Source organism: Amycolatopsis sp. NBC_01286 (assembly GCF_035982555.1).
GTDB lineage: Bacteria > Actinomycetota > Actinomycetes > Mycobacteriales > Pseudonocardiaceae > Amycolatopsis.
In genome coordinates this window covers 6,631,139-6,650,490 of record NZ_CP108428.1, presented here as the reverse complement: position 1 = coordinate 6,650,490, position 19,352 = coordinate 6,631,139, and the positions used below count along the sequence as shown (strand labels likewise).

Sequence of the window (19,352 nt, the reverse complement as noted above, 5' to 3'; positions counted from 1 at the left end):
CTGAGCAATGAAGCACGGACGTCAGGAGCACCCCGTGACCGCATCGATGCCCCGCAAGGCGGCGCTGGCCGCCTGGATCGGCAGTGCGCTCGAGTACTACGACTTCTTCATCTACGGCACCGCCGCCGCACTGGTGTTCAACAAGGTCTTCTTCCCCGCCTCCTCCCCCGCGACCGGCACCCTGCTCGCGCTGGCCACGTTCGGCGTCGGCTACGCCGCCCGGCCGGTCGGCGCGTTCATCCTCGGGCACGTCGGCGACCGCTTCGGCCGCAAGCGCGTCCTGGTGTTCACCTTGCTCCTGATGGGCTTCTCGACGTTCGCCGTCGGCTGCCTGCCCACCTACGCCACCGTCGGCGTGCTCGCGCCGATCCTGCTGGTCGTTCTCCGCCTGATGCAGGGACTTTCCGCGGCCGGCGAGCAGGCAGGCGCGAACTCGATGTCGCTCGAACACGCCCCGGAGCGACAGCGCGCCTACTTCACCAGCTTCACCCTGAGCGGCACGCAGGCCGGGCAGATCCTGGCCACCGCGATCTTCCTGCCGGTCGCCGCGCTCCCCCAGGCCGACCTGCTGACCTGGGGCTGGCGGATCCCGTTCTGGTGCAGCGCGGCCGTCGTGGTCGTCGGGTTCGTCATCCGCCGCAAGCTCGACGAGACCCCGGTGTTCGCCCGCACCGACGTCGCGAAGCTGCCGGTGGCGGTCCTCTTCCGCACGCACTGGGCCGACGTCCTGCGCGTGATCGTCGCGGCGACGATCGCCTCGGTCAGCACGATCTTCACCGTCTTCGCGCTGAGCTACGCGGTCAACACGATCGGCCTGGCGCGCACCCCCATGCTCTGGGTGGGTGTGCTCGCGAACATCGTGGCCCTGGCGGCGATCCCGCTGCTGGCGCGGCTCGCCGACCGGGTCGGCCGCAAGCCGGTGTTCATCACCGGCTGCCTCGCCTGCGGCGTGCTGATCTTCCCCTACCTGTGGTCGATCTCGATCGGCTCGTACGCGCTGCTGTTCGTGCTCGGCATCGTCCTGTTCGGCGTCGCGTACTCGGGCGTCAACGGCGTCTGGCCGTCGCTGTACGGCGAGATGTTCAGCGCGCGCGTCCGCCTCTCGGGCATGGCGATCGGCACCCAGATCGGCTTCGCGGTCGCGGGTTTCGCCCCGAGCGTGGTCGCGGCGATCGGCTCCGGCAAGTCGGACTGGCTGGGCGTCTCCATCTTCACGGCGGCGGTCTGCGTGGTGGCCGCGACAGCCGCCGCGACGGCCCGCGAGACCTACCGGGTGCCGACCGCGGAACTCGGGAGCAAGACGCCGGCGGACACCGCGAAGCCCGCGGTGATCACTTCCACTGTGGACGGTTAGCCAGCACCAGTCCGAGCACCGTCACCACGACGCCCACGGTCAGCAGGGTGCCGCCCAGGCCCACCTCCGGTCCGGCCGCGAAGTACCGGAGCAGCCTGGACGCACCCAGCCCGAACCCGGTCACCACCAGGACCGGCCCGAGCACCAGCGCCACCCGGCCGGTCCCCGCCGTCCGGGCCACCTTCGAGAACACCGGCGGCGCGGCCTCGTCCGCCGGCGCGGTGTCGCTGTAGACGGCGGTGATCGGCCCGAACTCCAGCCGGTCGCCGTCGCGCAGCAGCCGGGCCCGGCCCGGGGCGAGCGCGTCCCCGTTGACCCGGGTCCCGGCCCGCGACCCCGCGTCGGCTACCCACGTGCCGCGCGCGTCGCGGCGGAGCCAGGCGTGCCGCGGGCTCACCCGGTCCGAGTACAGCCTCAGGTGCGCGTCCGGCCCGCGCCCGACCAGCCACGAGCCGCGGCGCACCGCCAGTCTCGCCACGGCGCCGCCGACGGTCTCGACCGTCGCCGCTTCCCGTTGTCCCATCGCCCCTCCCACCGTTCCCCGACTCCGGACAGAGCCGGGAAACGGGCGGAAGATACGCGAAGGTCAGGGTTTCGGCGCGGCCTCCGGGGCCTTGACCCGCTCCAGCAGCAGCTGGGCGACGTCGCGGACGTCGACGTTCTCCGCTTTCTGCTCGCTCTGGCGCTGGACCAGCCCGTCGGTGAGCATGGAGCGGCAGAACGGGCAGCCGGTCACGATCGTCTCGGCGTCGGTGGCGATGGCCTCGTCGACGCGCTCCAGGTTGATGCGCTTGCCGATCTGCTCTTCCATCCACATCCGCGCGCCGCCCGCGCCGCAGCAGAGGGCGCGATCCGCGTGGCGGGGCATCTCCTCGAGCTTGGCGCCCGTCGCGCCGACCAGCTCGCGCGGCGGTGTGTAGACCTTGTTGTGCCGCCCGAGGTAACACGGGTCGTGATACGTCACCTTGGGGCCGTCCTCGGCGGCCTTGACGGGCGTCAGCTGGCCGCCGCGCACCAGGCGGTTGAGCAGCTGCGTGTGGTGGACGACCTCGTAGTGCCCGTCCAGGTCCGGGTACTCGCGACTGAGCGTGTTGAGGCAGTGCGGGCACGTCGTGACGATCTTGCGCAGCCGCGGCTCCCGGCCCTCGAACACGGCGTTGAGCGTCTCCGCCGTCTGCTGGGCCATCATCTGGAACAGGAACTCGTTGCCCGCGCGCCGCGCCGGGTCGCCGGTGCAGGACTCCTCCTTGCCCAGCACGGTGTACTTCACGCCGGCGATGTGCAGCAGCTCCGCCGTGGCGCGGACGGTCTTGCGGGCGTTGTCGTCGAACGCGCCCGCGCAGCCGACCCAGTAGACGTACTCGACGTCGTCGGCCAGCTCGCCGTCGAACACCGGGACGTCGAACGGGAGGTCCTTCGTCCAGGCCAGCCGCTCGGAGTTGTTCTGGCCCCAGGGGTTGCCCTTGGTCTCCAGGTTCTTGAAGAGGCCGCCGAGCTCGGTCGGGAACGCCGACTCGATCATCACCTGGTAGCGGCGCATGTCGACGATGTGGTCGACGTGCTCGATGTCCACCGGGCACTGCTCGACGCACGCGCCGCAGGTGGTGCAGGACCAGAGGACGTCCGGGTCGATGACGCCGTTGTCGGCTTCGGTCCCGACGAGCGGGCGCGCGTCCGCGTGCTCCTCGCCGCTGAGGATGTAGGGCGCCTCCTCGAACATGTTGTCGCGCAGGCCCATGATGAGCAGCTTGGGGGACAACGGCTTCCCGGTGTTCCACGCCGGGCACTGCGACTGGCAGCGGCCACACTCGGTGCACGTCGAGAAGTCCAGCAGGCCCTTCCACGTGAAGTCGCCGATCTTGCCGCGGCCGAAGGTGTCGTCCTCGCCCGGGTCCTCGAAGTCGATCGGCTTGCCGGCGGACTCCATCGGCAGCAGCGGGCCGAGCGCGTCCGGCAGCCGCTTGGCCGAGACGTTGATCGGCGCCACGAAGATGTGCAGGTGCTTGGAGTAGAGCACGATCGACAGGAACACCAGCATGACGCCGATGTGCAGCAGCAGGCCGACCGTCTCGAGCACCTCGGTCGTCGCGTGCCCGAGCGGTTCGAGGAGGTTCCCGACGCCGAGCGAGACGTACGCGCCCGAGTCGTACGGGAAGTTGCCGGACGCCGACGACGAGCCGCGGAAGAAGAACATCGTCCAGACGACGTTGAAGATCATGATCAGGATCAGCCACGCGCCGCCGGTGTGCGAGCCGTAGAAGCGCGACGCCCGGTCCTTGCGCTCGGGCGCCTGCCGGATCCGGATCACCGCGAACACGCCCAGCGAGACGGCCACCATCACGGCGATGAAGTCCTGCAGGAAGCCGAGCACCGCCCAGTGGCCGATCCACGGGATGGCGAACCGCTCGTCGAACAGCGCGCCGTACGCCTCGAGGTACACCGAGGCGAGGATCACGAAGCCCCAGAATGTGAACAGGTGCGCCAGGCCGGGCACGGACCACTTCAGGAGCTTGCGCTGACCGAACACCTCGCGCACCTGCGCGAAGACGCGGGCCCCCAGGTCGTCGGAGCGTTTGGTGTCGGGCTGGCCCGCCTTGATCAGGTGGTACAGGAAGACCACCCGCTTGCCGGCGACGGCGAGACCGACGACGGTCATGAGCAGACCGAGGATGAGGCGAACGAGCACGAGTCCTCCGTGACGTGCGTGGCGGGAAGGCGCTGGGGGACGGCTCAGTGCGAGCCGGTGTAGTAGCGGCACGCTTTGCACGCGTACCGCATCTTCGCGACCCGCCAGTGTTTCCGGTACAGATCGAGGTCGGGCGACCGGCGGACGCCGAGGCGCTGGTAGCGCCCGGGACGGCGGCGGCCGGTTTCGTACTGCTCCGTCGCGCGGCCGAGGTGGGCGCGCCGCAGCACGCACCCCCGCGTCCGGCAGCGGCCGAGTGCGCTGCGGCAGAACCGGTGCAGCAGCACCAGGTCCGGGCTGGGCCCGTCGCCGGCGACCTGTTCGACGACGCCGTAGCCGGGGTGATCACCCGGCCCGGCGAGCCGGACCGGGAGGCCGCAGTAGGCGCATTTGAGGGTGCAGGTGAGACAGCCGGTGATGTGCCTGAGCCGCGGATCGCGCCGGTCTTCGGAGACCGGTTGTCGGACGCGCGACGCCATGGGGCCTCCTCCGGCGACTGTGAACGGCTGTGATCGGCACCACTTCGTTCTACTGGAGAGTAATGACGGGGTCACTTCACGCGACAGGACCGAACGGCCCACTTCTGTTGCGCTCTTCGGCGTAATATCGGAGGCAAGGCAGCCCTAACTGTCCGCTGGCCGAACGCCACAGGGCCGGAAATCGTACGTTCGGCCCTGCTGCGTCGAGGGTGTTCCCCGCCACAATTCCGGGCATGACCTATCACCCGGTCCCCTACCGGCCCGCCCGCCTGCCCGCCGCCGAAGCCACGTCGAACGTCGCCGAACTCCGGCAGCGCATGGAGCAGCGCCGCTCGGTCCGGATGTTCTCCCCCGACCCGGTCCCCGAGGACGCCGTGCTCGACGCGATCGCCGTGGCCTCCACCGCCCCCAGCGGCGCGCACCAGCAGCCGTGGACGTTCGTCCTCGTGTCGGACCCCGCGGTGCGCCGGCGGATCCGCGAGGCGGCGGAAGCCGAAGAGAAGATCTCCTACGACGGCCGGCTCGGCGAGGCGTGGCTGGACGCGTTGCGGCCGCTGGGCACGGACGCGGTGAAGCCGCACCTGACCGACGCGCCGTACCTGATCGTCGTGTTCCAGCAGCGGTTCGCCGTCGACGAGGACGGCGGCACCCACAAGCACTACTACGTCGACGAGTCGGTGGGCATCGCGGTCGGCATGCTGCTGACGGCGTTGCAGGTGGCCGGGCTGGCCGCGCTCACGCACACACCGTCCCCGATGCGCTTCCTGGGCGACCTGCTGGGCCGCCCCCGCAACGAACGGGCGTTCGCGGTCATCCCGGTCGGCTACCCGGCGGACGACTGCGTGGTCCCGGACCTGCGGCGCAAGTCCCTGGACGAGGTGCTGGTGCGGATCTGAGGACGCAGGCCGTCCGGCAGGTCCGCGAACGCCGCGCCCGCTGCTCGTGAGTGGCAATGAGGGTTCTAACCCGAATTGCCACTCACGACCACCCGCGCCACCGCGCGAGTCCCAGCCAGGTCCTGGTCTGGCGCTTAGAACTCGGCGTGTCGCTAGGTGAACCAACGGCCCGCCTGTGGACCCGGCCCGACGGACCCGAGGTCCGTCAGAGAGACTGGGGGCCAGTGCCCGCTCTCTCGACCTGGAGTCTTTGATGCCGCAAGGGACCGTCCGTTGGTTCGACGCCGAACGGGGTTTCGGCTTCCTCGCGCCCGAGGACGGCTCGCCGGACGTGTTCGTGCACGCCTCCGAGATCGTCGGGGACGGCGGCACGAAAGTGCTCCGCGAGGGTCAGGCCGTCGTGTTCGAGGTCGGCGAGAACGACCGCGGGCCCGAGGCGCTGCGCGTTCGCGTCACCGCCGATGCGGCCACCGGCAGCGCCGTGGGCCTGCTCGGCACCATCAACTGGTACGAGCCGGGCAAGGGGTACGGCTTCGCGTCGCCGGACGGCGGCGGCGCCGACCTCTTCGTGCACAGCTCCGCCATCGTGACCGGCGGCGTGGTCACCGAGGGGCAGCGGGTGGCCTTCCTGATCGTCGAAGGCGAGCGCGGCCCGCAGGCCGGGCACGTGATCCCGCTGGGAGCAGGGGCCGGCTCACCCGCTGCGGCTGGTACCGCGGACGGTGCCGACGGCACGGTGGCCTGGTACGACGAGGACAAGGGCTTCGGCTTCATCAACCCCGACTCCGGCGCCGGGGACGTCTTCGTTCACGCCCGGGCCCTGGCCGAGGGGCTGACGTGGCTCGCGGAGGGCGACCGCGTCGCCTACGAGGTGGCCAGTGGAGACAAGGGCCCGCAGGCCCGCGACGTGCACCTGGTCCGGGGCGCCGAGCCCCAGACGGCGCCGCAGCGGTCGGCACCTGCCGCGGCCGCAGGGCCGGCGGCGCGAGACGTGCCCGCACGAGGCGGCGAGGGCGTCGTCGCGCGCTACGACGACGACCGCGGCTTCGGCTTCATCACCCCGGACGCGGGCGGCGACGATCTCTTCGCCCACGCGTCCGTGATCATGGGGTCGGAGCCGCTGCAGAAGGGTGACCGGGTCCGGTACGCGGTGCGTCAGAGCGACCGGGGCCCGCAGGCCGACCGCATCGAACGCCTCTGACGAGGCGGCCCCACCGATGGCTGATCACTTCCCGGCGAGAGTGCTCGTTCATCCCCGTCGATGGTGCCGTCGGCAACGCGGCTGCAGCCTCCTCCAGGAGATCGATCTCCCTCGTGGTGACGGGGGCCCCGTGCCGACCCGAGGACCTGCTCCGCGCTCGGAAGCCACCGTGGTGCGTTCGGTCCGGTTGTAGCGCAGCCCGAGGCGTTTGAACCGCAGCAGCCAGGAGATGGTGCGTTCGACGACCCAGCGGACCCGGCCGAGGCGGGACTTGCCCTCAATCCCGCGCCGGGCGATACGGACCTTGATACCGCGGCGGGTCAGGTAGCGGCGGCAGCGGCGGAAGTCGTAGCCCTTGTCGGCGTGCAGCTTGTCCGGTCGGCATCGTGGCCGGCCCGCCCGGCCGTGGTGGCCGCGCACGGTCGGGTTCGTGTCCAGCAGCGGCTCGAACAGCATGCTGTCGTGGGTGTTTGCCGCCGGCAACATGATGTGCAGCGGTGGTCGGGACGGGATCAGGGGTTCGATCAGCTCTCAGAGCCGGTCTTCGACCCGCCGCTGCTGCGTCGTCTTCGCCACGACTGCTCACGATCGACGACCAGGACCGGCAGGTTGCGCAGTGACACACCCTTGAGTTTTGAGACCAGGTCTACGAGCGCAGGCCGTCCGGCAGGTCGGCGAACGCCGGGCCCGACGCGTAGTCCACGCCCCGCTCCCGCCACCACGCCGCCTGCTCGCGCGTCTCCACGCCGGCCACCGTCACCTTCGCGCCCGTCAGGTGGGCCACCTCGATCAGGGAGGCCAGTGACCGCTCCACCAGCGGGTGACCGCGGCGCGCCACCAGGGACGGTGCGACGCGGACCGTGCGGATCGGGAGGTCCGTCAGGAACGTGACGTCGCCCGCCGCGCCGAAGGCATGGATCTCGGCCGGGATGCCGATCTCCGCGAGCACCTTCAGGTTGTCGACCGCGTCGCCCGTCTCGGCGAGCAAGCTCGACGCCGGGAAGCCGGGGCGGAGGCGGTCCGCCGGCATGCCCGTGTCGGCCAGCACGCCGCGGACCTCGCCGACCAGGTCGGGGTCCGCGGCCTGGTGCGGGCCGAGCTCGACGACCAGCGGCACCTCGATGCCCGCCGCCGTCAGGTGCTCGGCCGCCGTGCGCAGGAGCCACGTGCCCAGCGGCAGCGCCAGCCCGGTCTCGCCGGCCAGCCGCACGCACGTCTCGTGCGACAGCTCGCCCTCGACCGGGTGGGTCCAGCGCAGCCGCGCCTCGATCGCGGCCGGCTCGTCTTCGTCGGCCAGGTTCACCAGCGCCCGGTAGGCGATCTCGACGTCGCCGTTCTCCCAGGCACCCGCCATCGACGCCGCGAGGCCGAACTCGTGGCGGTCACGGTGATCCAGCTCGCGGTCGAACAGGCCCCACTGGTTGCCCGCGCGCTGGGCGCGGCGCAGCGTCAGGTCCGACGCGCGGAGCAGCTCGGCCGGCGCGATGTCGCGCGGCGGCCGGTGCACGACGCCGATGCTGGCCGAGAGGGCGACGCCGTGGCGGCCGTCGACGTAGTCCGGCTCGGCGAGCTCGTGGTTGATCCGGCGGACCATGGTCCCGACGTCCGGGGTGTCGTCGCCGTTGCGCACCACCACGCCGAACTCGTCGCCGCCGATCCGGGCGATGAGCGCGTCCTCGCCCTCGAACACCACTTTCAGCTTCGCCGCGACGCCGCGCAGGAGCTTGTCGCCGAGGTCCTGGCCGAGCCCGCCGGTGATCAGCGAGAAGCCGTCGAGGTCGAGGTGGAACAGCGTGACGCCGCGGGCCTGGTCGGCCTCGCGCAGCGCGTTCTCCAGGCGGGTGCCGAAGAACTGCCGGTTCGGCAGCCCGGTGAGGACGTCGTGCAGGGCCTGGTGGCTGAGCCGCCGTTGCAGCAGCGCCACTTCGGTGTCGTCGTCGACGAGGGTGAGCAGCTGCTGGGCGTCGCCGACGGCGTCGCGGACCACCGCCGCCACGAACGTGGCCCACATCGGCTCGCCGTCCCGGCCGACCAGCCGGCGACCGGCCCGCAGCCGGTGCAGCCGGCCGGACAGCAGGTCCGCGTAGCCCTCGCGCAGCACCTCGACGTCGTCCGGGTGGACGAACTCGAACAGGGTACGCCCGGCGAGCTCGGCCGGCGTGCGGCCGAGCGTCTTGGCGAGCGCCGGGTTGACGCGCAGCACCCGGCCGTCCAGGTCGCTGACCGCGACGCCGCTGGCCGAGCCGGCGAAGACCTCCTCGAACTGCGCGCGCGTGACGACCTGCTTGCGCCGGGTCTCCTGCTCCACCTTCAGCAACGCGCGGCTCAGGCCTTCCTGCCGCTTCTGGATGTCCTCGCGCAGCGCTTCGCTGTAGCCGGAGCTCAGCGCGCCGAGCACCTGCACGACCCGCTCCGGCAGCTTGGCGACGCCGTGCAGCTCCGGCTCGCGCAGCAGGGCCTTGCCGAGCACCTCCATGCTGCGGCGCAGGCTTTCCGGGCCGACGCAGCGCAGCTCGACCAGGCGCCCGCCCGCCGCCGCGGCTTCGCCGACACCCGGCGGGTCGCTCGCGACCGCCTCGAAGAGCCAGCCGGTGAGGATCGACAGCTCCCGCTCGATCTCGTCGGGCGTGTGCGGCAGGTACGCCGTGGTGCTGACCAGGTAGCCCCACTTGCGCGCGAGGGTACGGAGCCGTCTGGCCGCTCGTTCGGCGGACGGCTTCGCGCGCGGGGCGCCACCGTGGGGATGGGGAGCAGTCACTTCAGCCTGTCCAAGGGTCTAGTGCGCACTCCGGCTCGGGGAACCGATATATCTTGGCGCGAAAAGGCGTCACGCGCACTGATCAGTGTTCATCCAATCGAGTGGTAACCCTGTGCGGTTACGCCGATCCGGTCACGCAGCCACGATCGGGTGGCGTCCCGGTACAGTCCGGCATTTTGGTGCAGGGCAACGGAATGCCCCGCGCCCGGGAGCACGAACATCGACAGTTTCGACGGATCCCGGTAGTACGGCGCCTCCTGGGGCCGCAGTGTCGCCGCGCTCGAACAGTCGCGAAGCGCGAGCAGCCCGCAGAAAAGCGCGTCCTTTTCGCCGACCACCTGGAAAACCGGCACGGTGATGCCCCACGTGGCGGGCAGCACGATGCCGAACAACGCCACCGTGCCCATCCCCGGCACCGAGACCTGGTCCTTCGTGGCTTCGTCGGCCGCGATCACGCCCGGGTCGGCGTCGCCGGCCGCGTAGAACAGCCCGGCCCGCGCACCCGGGCGCGTCGTGAAGTACAGCGGGTCGCTGCCGAGGTGCGCCAGCTGGCCGTCGAGCAGCGCCGGCTGCAGCCCGAGCGCCGCGCCCAGGGCCAGCACCGGCAGCGCGGGCAGGTGCGTGATGCCGGTCAGGACCACGCCGTCGACGTCGTGGTACGTCCCCGCCTCGACGGCGACGACCCCGGACCCGACCGAGTGCCCGACGATGACGACCTTCGCGAACGCGGCGCCGCCGACGTGCCCGGCGCGCAGGTGGCCGACCACCTCGTGCAGCGCCTCGGCCTCGGCCTGCACCGTCAGCGGCAGGCTGAGCGGACGGCTGCTGCCGCCGGCGCCGAGCTGGTCCGCGGCGAACGTCGCGTAGCCGTGCGAAGCCATGTCGCGCTGGTAGGAGTAGCGCTCCGGCTGGTAGGGCAGGTCCCAGTACGCGCTGTTGTACGTGCCGCCGTGCACGAGCAGCTGGACGGCGTCCGGCACAGCACCGGCGGGCAGGCACAACCGGCCGTGCACCGACGCGGGCGCGCCCGGCACGAGCGGCGGCAGCCCGGGCCCGGTGACCGGCAGATCCGTGTCGGCGCAGGAGATCGCGGCCGCTTCGGCGGGTACCGCGGCGGTCAGGGACCCGAGCAGGACGACGCCGGCGACCAACGCCGACGTCAGCTTGACCGGCAGTCTCACGCCGTTCTTCCCTCCGGACGGGTGACGAGCTGAGGACCCCGGCACACTACACCCGGTAGCCGATCGGGCACCGTCAGGTCCGCCGGGGCACGACCGTCATCGGCAGCCGGTTGGGCTGCATCGTGGCCTTGAGCTGCGCGTGGACCTTCTTGCCCGGCACCGGGACCAGCCGCCAGCGGGCGCCGATGGTCGCGGCGACGATGCCGATCTCGGTCGGCGCGAACACGTGCCCGGGGCACAGCCGCGCCCCGGCGCCGAACGGGATGTACGCGCCCTTCGGCAGTTCCGCGGTCTCTCCGGGCGTCCACCGATCGGGGTCGAACCGGCCGGGATCGGGGAACCAGCGCGGATCCCGGTGCAGCGTGTGCTGGCTGACCGCGACCTCGCTGCCCGCGCGGATGACGACACCGCCGAGTTCGACGTCTTCACGGGCCCGGCGCATGAGGATCAGCGGCGGGGTGCGCCGGACGATCTCGTTGACGATCTGGTGCGTGTAGACCAGTTCCGGCAGGTCGTCGAAGCGCGCGGGACGGCCGCCGAGGACCTCGTCGACCTCCGCGTGGAACCGGCGCTCGACGTCCGGGTGCTGCCCGAGCTCGTGGAAGAACCAGGCCAGCGCCACGGCGGTCGTTTCGGCGCCGGTGGTGAGGATCGTGATGACCTCGTCGTGCACCTGCCGGTCGGACATGGCCTCGCCGGTGTCCTCGTCCCGCGCCGCCAGCAGCATCGACAGCAGGTCGCCGTGGTCGGCGCCCTCCTTCCGCGCGGCGACGACGGTCGCGCCGATCACCTCGCGCAGCCGGGCCGCGGCGGCGTCGAACCGGCGGTTGGCCGGGATCGGCAGCCGTTCCACGAACTTCGGCGAGAACGCCCGGACCAGCACGTACTTCAGCATGACCGGGATCGAGCGGCGGATCTCGGCGAGCACGTCGTCGCCGAGGGCGGTCGAGAACAGCGTCTGCCCGGCGATGGTCAGCACCAGGTCCTGCATCCGCTGGTCGAACTCGACGACCTCGCCCGGCCGCCAGGACCCGGCCAGGTCGCCGGCCAGCGCGGTCATCGTGTTCTCGGCGTAGCCCGCGATCCGCGTCCGGCCGAAGGCGGGCATGACCATCCGGCGCTGCCGGCGGTTGTGCTCGCCGTTCGACGTGGCCAGGCCGTCGCCGAAGAGCGGGCGCATCTTGTCGAAGACCAGGCCCTTGTCGAACTTGTCGGCGTCGGTGGCCAGCACCCGCCAGGCCAGTTCGGGCGTGGTGACGACGTGCACGGGGAGCGGCCCGAGCCGCAGTTCGACGACGTCCCCGTACGCGGGCAGGGAAGTGAACAGCTTCAACGGGTCGCGGAGCAGCGGCACGGTGTGCCCGAGCACCGGCCAGCGACCGGGGACGGCGCGCGGGTCGTTCGTCACCGGGCACACCCTAGGACCGGCGGGCGGAACACCGGCAGTGCCGCCACACGAACGGCTGAGCGGGTCTACACTCCGCCGTCAACCGGATGCCGTCCACCGAAATGCCCGGCAAACCGAATGCCGACAACGGATCCGCGAGGGGTGGAGGTCAGGGTGACCGGGGAACTGGACTGGGTACCGTCGGAGGTCGACACCACGGTGCCGAACCCCGCGCGGGTGTACGACTTCTGGCTCGACGGCGACCACAACTTCGCCGCCGACCGCGCGCTCGGGGAGCAGATCCTCAAGATCATGCCGGGTATCCGCGACGCGGCGCGCCTCAACCGCGCGTTCCTGCGGCGCGCGGCGAAGTTCATGGTCGACGCCGGGATCCGGCAGTTCCTCGACGTCGGCGCGGGCATCCCGACCGTGGGGAACCTGCACGAGATCGTCCAGCAGGCCGACCCGTCGTGCCGCGTGGTCTACGTCGACCGGGAGTCGGTCGCGGTGGCGCACAGCGAGCTGCTGCTGCAGGACAACGACCGCTGCACGGTGCTCCAAGCGGACCTGCGCGACGTCGACGAGATCTTCGCGGGCGCGGGCGAGCTGCTCGACCCGGACCAGCCGACCGGTCTGTTCATGTTGCTGCTGCTGCACTTCGTGCCCGACGAGTGGGATCCGGTGAGCATCCTCGCCCGCTACCGCGAACGGCTGGCGCCCGGCAGCTTCCTGGCACTGACGCACGTCGCGGCGGACACCGAGTCGACCGGGCTCGACGAGGCGGTACAGGTCTACACCACCCGGCAGAGCCCGCAGAACCAGCCGTTCCCGCGCACCCACGACCAGGTCCTGCGCTTCTTCGACGGCTTCGACCTGGTCGAACCGGGCCTGGTCGGCTGCGCGATGTGGAACCCCGAGGGGGCGGGCGACATGTCCGACGATCCGGCGATCAACGTCCTGCCTTACGCGGGAGTAGGCCGGAAACCGGATTCGCTGTAAGGCGGACCCGCCTGAGGATTCGTCGAAACGATTCGATCGGCGGCCGCCATAAGCACCCGATCCGGGCAAGGTCAAGTCTTCCTGGGCACGCTCCCAGGTAATCTCGATTTCCCAAAGAACCCCGCCCCGACCTGCTGAAACATCGGACAGCAAGAGTGTTCGACGAATTCGACGTGTGACACTCAGGTCGAAGGTGAATCGAATTGTTGGCCGACTGGCAATAGTTCTTGTGTTCCGGGCGGGTCTCCCCTACCTTCGTGCCATCGTCGATGCGCTTCGACTCGCTCTTCCCCTGCCCCATGTCTCCAGGAGGCCGCCCGTGGTCACGATCAACGACGTCGCCAATGCCGCGGGGGTGGCCCCCAGCACGGTGTCGTACGTGATCAGCGGCAAGCGCTCGATCTCGCCGAAGACCCGGCGGCTGGTCGAAGAAAGCATCCGCAAGCTCGGCTACCACCCGCACGCGGGAGCCCGCGCGCTCGCGAGCAGCAAGACGAACGTGCTTGCCCTGGTCGTGCCGCTGCGCACGGACCTCAACGTCGCCGTCGTGATGGAGTTCGTCGCCGCGGCGGTCACCGCGGCCCGCGCCCACGACCAGGACCTGTTGCTGCTCACCAAGGACGAGGGACCCGCCGCGCTGCAGCGGGTCGCGTCGTCGGCGATCGCGGACGCGCTGATGGTGATGGACGTCGAGGCCGCCGACCCGCGGGTGCCGATGCTCATCGCGCTCGACCTGCCGGTGGTGCTGATCGGCGTGCCCGACCACCCGGCCGGGCTGAGCTGCGTCGACCTCGACTTCACCGCCGCCGGGTCGGCGTGCGTCGCGCACCTGGCCGACCTCGGCCACCGCTCGGTCGCGCTGATCGGCCCCTCCCCCGCCGTCTACCGGCGTGGCACCAGCTACGCGACGCGGTTCCTGCAGGGCTTCGACGAAACCGCGCGGAGCCGGGGCGTCCGCGCGACGAACCGGCCGTGCGCGCACTCCTACGAAGCCGTGAGCGCCTGTGTGGACGACCTGCTCGCCGCCGACCCCGGCCTGACCGGCCTCGTCGTGCACAACGAAGCCGTCCTGCCGGGACTCCTCACGCACCTGCGCCAGCGCGGTCTCCGTGTCCCGCAGGACATTTCGGTGATCGCCGTCTGCCCGGACAGCATGGCCGAGCAGCACCCGGTCACGCTGACCTCCGTCGCCATCCCGGCCGACGAGGTCGGCGCCCAGGCCGTGGAGATGACCATGCGCCGGCTCGGCGGTCACACCACGCCGGAGATCCGGCTGCTCGACCCGCGGCTGACCCGGCGCGAGAGCACGGGCGCGCCGCGCACCTGACCCGGCTCTGCTCCGCCGTCGAAGGAGAATCACCATGTCCGTAGCCCGTCGCGCCCTTTTGCTGGTCGCGAGCGCCGCGCTCCTCGCCGCCTGCAGCCCCAGCCCCGCTCCGCAGCCGTCGGACGCCCCGGCCGCGACGTCGGTCACCGAGCTCGACTACTACGCCGACGAGCAGGGATCCGCGGCGTGGCAGCAGGTCCTCGACGCCTGTGCCGCGCGGACCGGGATCAGGATCGAGCGGCAGAAGGTGCCGACCGCGCAGATGCTGCCGAAGATCCTGCAGGGCGCGAGCTCGAAGACACTGCCGGATCTGCTCTTCACGGACAACCCGACGCTGCAGCAGGTCGCCGCCACCGGCGCGCTGACCCCGCTGTCGGACTACGGCATCTCCGCGGACGGCTACTACCCGGGCATCGTCAAGGCCGGCACCTACCAGGGCAAGATCTACGGCGCCGCGCCCGGCGTCAACGGCCTGGCGCTGATCTACAACAAGGACCTCCTCGACGCGGCCGGGGTGCGCCCGCCGTCCACCTGGGACGACCTGAAGACCGCCGCGGCGACGCTGACCAAGGACGGCAAGTACGGCCTCGCCTTCTCCGCGATCCCGTCGGAGGAGGGCACTTGGCAGTTCCTCCCGTTCTTCTGGAGCAACGGCGCCGAACTGTCCCGGCTGGACTCGCCGCAGAGCACGCAGGCGCTGGCCTACGTCACCGGCCTCGTGACGAGCGGGTCGGCGTCGAAGTCCGTGGTGACGTGGAACCAGAACGACGTCGCCGACCAGTTCGTCGCGGGCAACGCGGCGATGATGGTCAACGGCTCGTGGAACCTCGCCCGGCTCGACGGCGAGAAGTCGCTGCACTACGGCGTCGTGCCGATCCCGGTGCCGAAGGCGGGCGCCAAGCCCGTGGTCGCCCTCGGCGGTGAGGTCGGCACGGTGCCGGTGACCGGCGGGCCGACCCAGCAGGCCGCCGGGAAGGTGCTGACCTGCATCCTCGCCGAGCCGGCCATGCTGCAGTGGAGCAAGGCCCACGCCTACGTCCCGTCGAAGACGGCCGTGGCCGCGAAGTTCGGCGCGGAGCAGCCGGAGATGCGGGCGTTCGTCGACGAGGCCGGCTCGGCCCGCTCCCGCACCGCGGAGCTCGGCGAGAAGTACCCGAAGGTCTCGCAGGCGCTGGCCGACGCGATCCAGGCGTCGCTGACCGGGAAGCTGCCCGCCGACCAGGCGCTGAGGACCGCGCAGCAGGCGGCCGGGTCGTGACGCTCGCGGCCCCGGTGCCGCGGCGAAGACCGCGGCGGGAGAACCCGTTCACCGCGTGGGCGTTCCTGCTGCCCGCCGTGGTCTACGTCGTGGTCTTCTTCGGGTACCCGCTGGTCGCGAACCTGGTGATGAGCACTCAGGACTACACGGTGAAGTCGTTCTACACCGGCGAAGCGCCCTTCGTCGGCCTGGCCGACTACGCCGCCGTGCTGACCGCCCCGCTCTTCTCGACGGCGGTGCTCAACACGGTGCTGTTCACGGCCGGCTCGCTCGTCTTCCAGTTCGGCATCGGCCTCGCGCTGGCCGTGTTCTTCGCCGGCCGGTTCCTCGGCAGCGCGCTGCTGCGGTCGCTGCTCCTGCTCCCCTGGCTGCTGCCGCTCGTGGTCAGCGGCGCGGTGTGGCGGTGGATGTTCGACCAGGACCACGGCGTGCTCAACGCCGGGCTGCGGCTGATCGGCGTCGGCGCGGTGCCGTGGCTGAGCAGCACGACCTGGGCGTTGCCCGCGGTGATCCTCACCAACATCTGGATCGGCATCCCGTTCAACCTGGTCATCCTGCACGGCGGGCTGCGCGCGATCCCGGCGTCGCTGCACGAGGCCGCCGCGCTCGACGGCGCCGGCGCGTGGCAGCGGTTCCGGTACGTCACCTGGCCGCTGCTGCGCCCGGTCACCGGGATCGTGCTGATGCTCGGGCTGGTCTACACGATCAAGGTGTTCGACGTCATCATGGTCGTCACCGGCGGCGGGCCGGCGAACGCGACCCAGACGCTCACCACGTGGTCCTACCGGCTGTCCTTCCACGACTTCGCGTTCGGGCAGGGCGCCGCCGTCGGCAACCTGCTGATCCTGGTGGCGACCGCGTTCGGCCTGCTCTACCTGCGCTCGGCGAAGGCGTCACTGGCCGAGGCGGCGGCGTGAAGACCGCGGCCGGCGTGGTGATCGTCGCGGTGCTGCTGTTCCCGCTGTACTGGATGCTCAACGCGTCCCTGCAGCCCAGCGGCGCGCTCCTGCGGCCGGACCCGGCGTTCTTCCCGGTCGGCGGCACGCTCGACGGCTACCGCAAGGCCCTCGCGACGCAGGGGCCGAACCTCGTCTCCAGCGTCGTCGTCGCGCTCGGCACCGTGGCCGTGTCGCTGCTGGTGGCGGCACCCGCGGCGTACGCGCTGGCGCAGCTGAAGGTCCGCGGCGGGCCGGTGCTGGTGTTCGTGCTGCTCATCGTGCAGCTGATCCCGGGCATCGTGATGGCGAACGCGCTGTACACGGTGTTCGGCAACCTCGGGCTCATCGACAGCTACCTCGGGCTGGTGCTGGCCGACGCCACCGCGACCATCCCGTTCGCGGTACTCCTGTTGCGCGCCTTCATGATCTCCGTGCCGAGGGAGCTGACCGAAGCATCCCGGGTGGACGGTGCCGGGTACTGGCGGACGTTCTTCTCGATCATCCTCCCGGTCAGCCGCAACGCGCTGGTCACCGCCGGGCTGTTCGCGTTCCTGTTCGCCTGGGCGGACTTCCTGTTCGCCGTCACCCTCACCACCGGGCAGGCGTTCGAGCCGATCACGGTGGGCATCTACCGGTTCGTCGGCAACCAGTCCGCCGACTGGAACGGCGTCATGGCCACCGCCGTCCTCGCCGCGATCCCGGCGGCCGTCCTGCTCGTCGTCGCCCAGCGCTACGTCGTCGCCGGCCTGACCAGCGGCGCCGTCAAGGATTGAGGAGACCCCCGTGATCGCCACGACCGAAGACGGCCGCTCGCTCGAAGTCCGCGTCCGGCACGAGGTGCTGCTCATCGAACCGTGGGGCGCCGACAGCCTGCGCGTCCGGGTGGGCCGGCACCGGATCCTCGACGACGTCCCCGGCGCGCTCCTGCCCGCGAAGCCGTCCGCCGGCAGCGCGGGCGCGGACGGGCGGTCCGCCTGGGTGGTGAACGGCGCGCTCACCGCGCTCGTCGAGATCGCCGAGACCGACACCGGGGTCGACGCGCAGCTGCGGTTCGTCCGCACGGACACCGGCGCGGAGCTGCTGTCCGAGCAGCGCGCGCACTTCTGGTGGCCCGGCGCCCGGGTCTTCACGCCGTCGGGCAACGGTTACGGCCGGCTCGAACAGCGCTTCACGGCCTACGACGACGAGCGGCTCTACGGCCTCGGCCAGCACCCGCACGGCCGGCTCGACCAGAAGGGCCTGGTCCTGGACCTGGTGCAGCGCAACGGCGAGGTGTCGGTGCCGTTCCTGCTGTCCAGCCGCGGCTACGGGTTCCTCTGGAACAGCCCCGCCGCCGGCCGGGTCGAGCTGGCCGGCAACGGCACCCGCTGGGTCGCCGACGACGCCCGCCAGCTCGACTACTGGGTCACCACCGGCGACAACCCGCGGCAAATCCTCGGCCACTACGCCGACGCGACCGGGCACGCGCCGATGCTGCCGGCGTGGGCGGCCGGGTTCTGGCAGTCGAAGCTGCGCTACCGCACCCAGGACGAGCTGCTGGCCGTGGCCCGCGAGTACCACGAGCGCGGCCTGCCCCTGTCGGTGATCGTCGCGGACTTCTTCCACTGGACGCACCTCGGCGACTGGAAGTTCGACCCGGCCGAGTGGCCCGATCCGGCCGGGATGGTGCGGGAGCTGGATAAGCTCGGTGTCAAGCTGATGGTGTCGGTCTGGCCGTCGGTCAGCCCGCTGTCGGAGAACCACGCCGAGATGCACGAGAACGGCCTGCTCGTCGCCACCGAGAGCGGGGTCGCGGCCCACGCGCCGTGGAAGGACAAGGGCTTCGACGTCGAGCTGCCGGTGGCGTTCTACGACCCGACGAACCCGGCGGCCCGGTGGTTCCTGTGGGAGAAGGTCAAGGAGAACTACTACGACCTGGGCGTGCGCGCGTGGTGGCTGGACGGCGACGAGCCGGAGATCCGGCCCGGCCACCCGCACAACCTCGCCTTCCACGCCGGGCCTGGCCCGGAGGTCGTCAACCTCTACCCGCAGGTCCACGCGCAGGCGTTCCACGACGGCATCCGCGGCGAGGGCGACGACGAGGTCGTGCTGCTCAGCCGCTCGGCGTGGGCCGGCAGCCAGCGCTACGGCGCCGCGCTGTGGTCCGGTGACGTCCCGGCCACCTGGGCGTCGCTGCGGGCGCAGGTGCGGGCCGGCCTGAACGTCGCGCTGTCCGGGATCCCGTGGTGGACCACGGACATCGGCGGTTTCCACGGCGGCGACCCGGACGCGCCGGCGTACCGGGAGCTGCTGGTCCGCTGGTTCCAGTACGGCGTCTGCTGCCCGCTGCTGCGGCTGCACGGCTTCCGCGACCCGCGCCCGCCGTTCGGGCCGGAGATGACCGGCGGCCCCAACGAGGCCTGGTCGTACGGTCCCGAAGCGCTGGCCGCCATCGAGGACGCGCTGCGGCTGCGGGAACGGCTGCGGCCCTACCTGATGGCGCAGATGCGGGTGGCGCACGAGCAGGGCGTGCCGCCGATGCGGCCGCTGTTCGTGGACTTCCCCGCCGACGCCGGCGCGTGGGACGCCGACGACCAGTTCCTGCTGGGCCCGGACCTGCTGGTGGCGCCGGTGCTCGAGGCCGGCGCCACCGGCCGGCCGGTGTACCTGCCCGAAGGTGCACTGTGGACGGACGCGGTCACCGGTGACCGGCACCCGGGCGGGACGAGCGTCGAGGCGGCCGCTCCGGCGGAGCGCATCCCGCTGTTCCTGCGCGACAACGCGTGCCTGCCCGTCGGGAAACCCTGAGGCCACTGTCCCTTACAGGCTGTTCGTCCGGTTGCCGATCGGGCCGCTACACCCCCGCGCGCGACACGCGCTACATACCTACGTCGGGTATCCGGCGAAAG

15 protein-coding genes and 1 pseudogene are annotated in these 19,352 nt (G+C 71.5%); 9 read left to right on the top strand and 7 right to left on the bottom strand.

Annotated elements, in window-relative coordinates; all coding sequences use genetic code 11:
* Positions 1–34 precede the first annotated feature (34 nt).
* A complete protein-coding gene (locus OG570_RS31450; RefSeq protein WP_326952707.1) occupies positions 35–1,354 on the top strand; it encodes an MFS transporter in 1,320 nt (439 codons plus the stop codon).
* On the opposite strand, the gene OG570_RS31445 is transcribed toward OG570_RS31450, so the two are convergent.
* The 3 genes from OG570_RS31445 to OG570_RS31435 form a co-directional block, all read right to left on the bottom strand.
* A complete protein-coding gene (locus OG570_RS31445) occupies positions 1,332–1,877 on the bottom strand; it encodes an FHA domain-containing protein (RefSeq protein WP_326952706.1) in 546 nt (181 codons plus the stop codon). The genes OG570_RS31450 and OG570_RS31445 overlap by 23 nt on opposite strands.
* A 63-nt stretch (positions 1,878–1,940) precedes the next feature.
* On the bottom strand, positions 1,941–4,040 hold the full coding sequence (locus OG570_RS31440) for a (Fe-S)-binding protein (protein ID WP_326950383.1): 2,100 nt from the start codon (positions 4,038–4,040) through the stop codon (positions 1,941–1,943).
* Between the two features lie 44 nt (positions 4,041–4,084).
* A complete protein-coding gene (locus OG570_RS31435; RefSeq protein WP_326950384.1) occupies positions 4,085–4,519 on the bottom strand; it encodes a hypothetical protein in 435 nt (144 codons plus the stop codon).
* A gap of 233 nt (positions 4,520–4,752) precedes the next feature.
* On the opposite strand from OG570_RS31435, the gene OG570_RS31430 reads away from it, so the two are divergent.
* Both OG570_RS31430 and OG570_RS31420 read left to right on the top strand, forming a co-directional pair.
* Positions 4,753–5,415: a nitroreductase family protein gene (locus OG570_RS31430; RefSeq protein ID WP_326952705.1), complete on the top strand. Its 663-nt coding sequence runs from the start codon at positions 4,753–4,755 to the stop codon at positions 5,413–5,415.
* Between the two features lie 253 nt (positions 5,416–5,668).
* Entirely contained in the window at positions 5,669–6,616 is a 948-nt protein-coding gene (locus OG570_RS31420) for a cold-shock protein (protein ID WP_442788201.1), read from the top strand.
* Positions 6,617–6,664: 48 nt separating this feature from the next.
* Here OG570_RS31420 and OG570_RS31415 read toward each other — a convergent pair.
* The 4 genes and pseudogenes from OG570_RS31415 to OG570_RS31400 all read right to left on the bottom strand — a co-directional run.
* A pseudogene (locus OG570_RS31415) lies at positions 6,665–7,114 on the bottom strand (transposase); the annotation flags it as partial.
* A gap of 148 nt (positions 7,115–7,262) precedes the next feature.
* On the bottom strand, positions 7,263–9,374 hold the full coding sequence (locus OG570_RS31410; protein WP_326952704.1) for a putative bifunctional diguanylate cyclase/phosphodiesterase: 2,112 nt from the start codon (positions 9,372–9,374) through the stop codon (positions 7,263–7,265).
* Positions 9,375–9,463: 89 nt separating this feature from the next.
* Entirely contained in the window at positions 9,464–10,555 is a 1,092-nt protein-coding gene (locus OG570_RS31405; RefSeq protein WP_326952703.1) for an alpha/beta hydrolase, read from the bottom strand.
* Positions 10,556–10,628: 73 nt separating this feature from the next.
* Positions 10,629–11,963 carry a cytochrome P450 gene (locus tag OG570_RS31400; RefSeq protein WP_326952702.1) on the bottom strand — a complete coding sequence of 445 codons (1,335 nt, stop codon included), beginning with the start codon at positions 11,961–11,963 and terminating at the stop codon, positions 10,629–10,631.
* 153 nt (positions 11,964–12,116) lie between these two features.
* Between OG570_RS31400 and OG570_RS31395 the strand changes: the two genes are divergently transcribed.
* From OG570_RS31395 to OG570_RS31370, 6 genes are all read left to right on the top strand, one after another.
* A complete protein-coding gene (locus OG570_RS31395; protein WP_326952701.1) occupies positions 12,117–12,941 on the top strand; it encodes an SAM-dependent methyltransferase in 825 nt (274 codons plus the stop codon).
* Positions 12,942–13,260: 319 nt separating this feature from the next.
* Positions 13,261–14,268 carry a LacI family DNA-binding transcriptional regulator gene (locus OG570_RS31390; RefSeq protein WP_326952700.1) on the top strand — a complete coding sequence of 336 codons (1,008 nt, stop codon included), beginning with the start codon at positions 13,261–13,263 and terminating at the stop codon, positions 14,266–14,268.
* 34 nt (positions 14,269–14,302) lie between these two features.
* Positions 14,303–15,526, top strand: a complete 1,224-nt coding sequence (locus OG570_RS31385) for a sugar ABC transporter substrate-binding protein (RefSeq protein WP_326952699.1) — start codon at positions 14,303–14,305, stop codon at positions 15,524–15,526.
* On the top strand, positions 15,523–16,443 hold the full coding sequence (locus OG570_RS31380) for a carbohydrate ABC transporter permease (RefSeq protein ID WP_326952698.1): 921 nt from the start codon (positions 15,523–15,525) through the stop codon (positions 16,441–16,443). The genes OG570_RS31385 and OG570_RS31380 overlap by 4 nt, the downstream gene beginning before the upstream one ends.
* A 53-nt stretch (positions 16,444–16,496) precedes the next feature.
* The gene (locus OG570_RS31375) at positions 16,497–17,237 is read left to right on the top strand and encodes a carbohydrate ABC transporter permease (RefSeq protein WP_326960214.1); all 741 of its coding nucleotides are present in this window, start codon (positions 16,497–16,499) and stop codon (positions 17,235–17,237) included.
* A 10-nt stretch (positions 17,238–17,247) separates the two neighbouring features.
* Entirely contained in the window at positions 17,248–19,251 is a 2,004-nt protein-coding gene (locus tag OG570_RS31370) for a glycoside hydrolase family 31 protein (RefSeq protein WP_326952697.1), read from the top strand.
* Positions 19,252–19,352 lie beyond the last annotated feature (101 nt).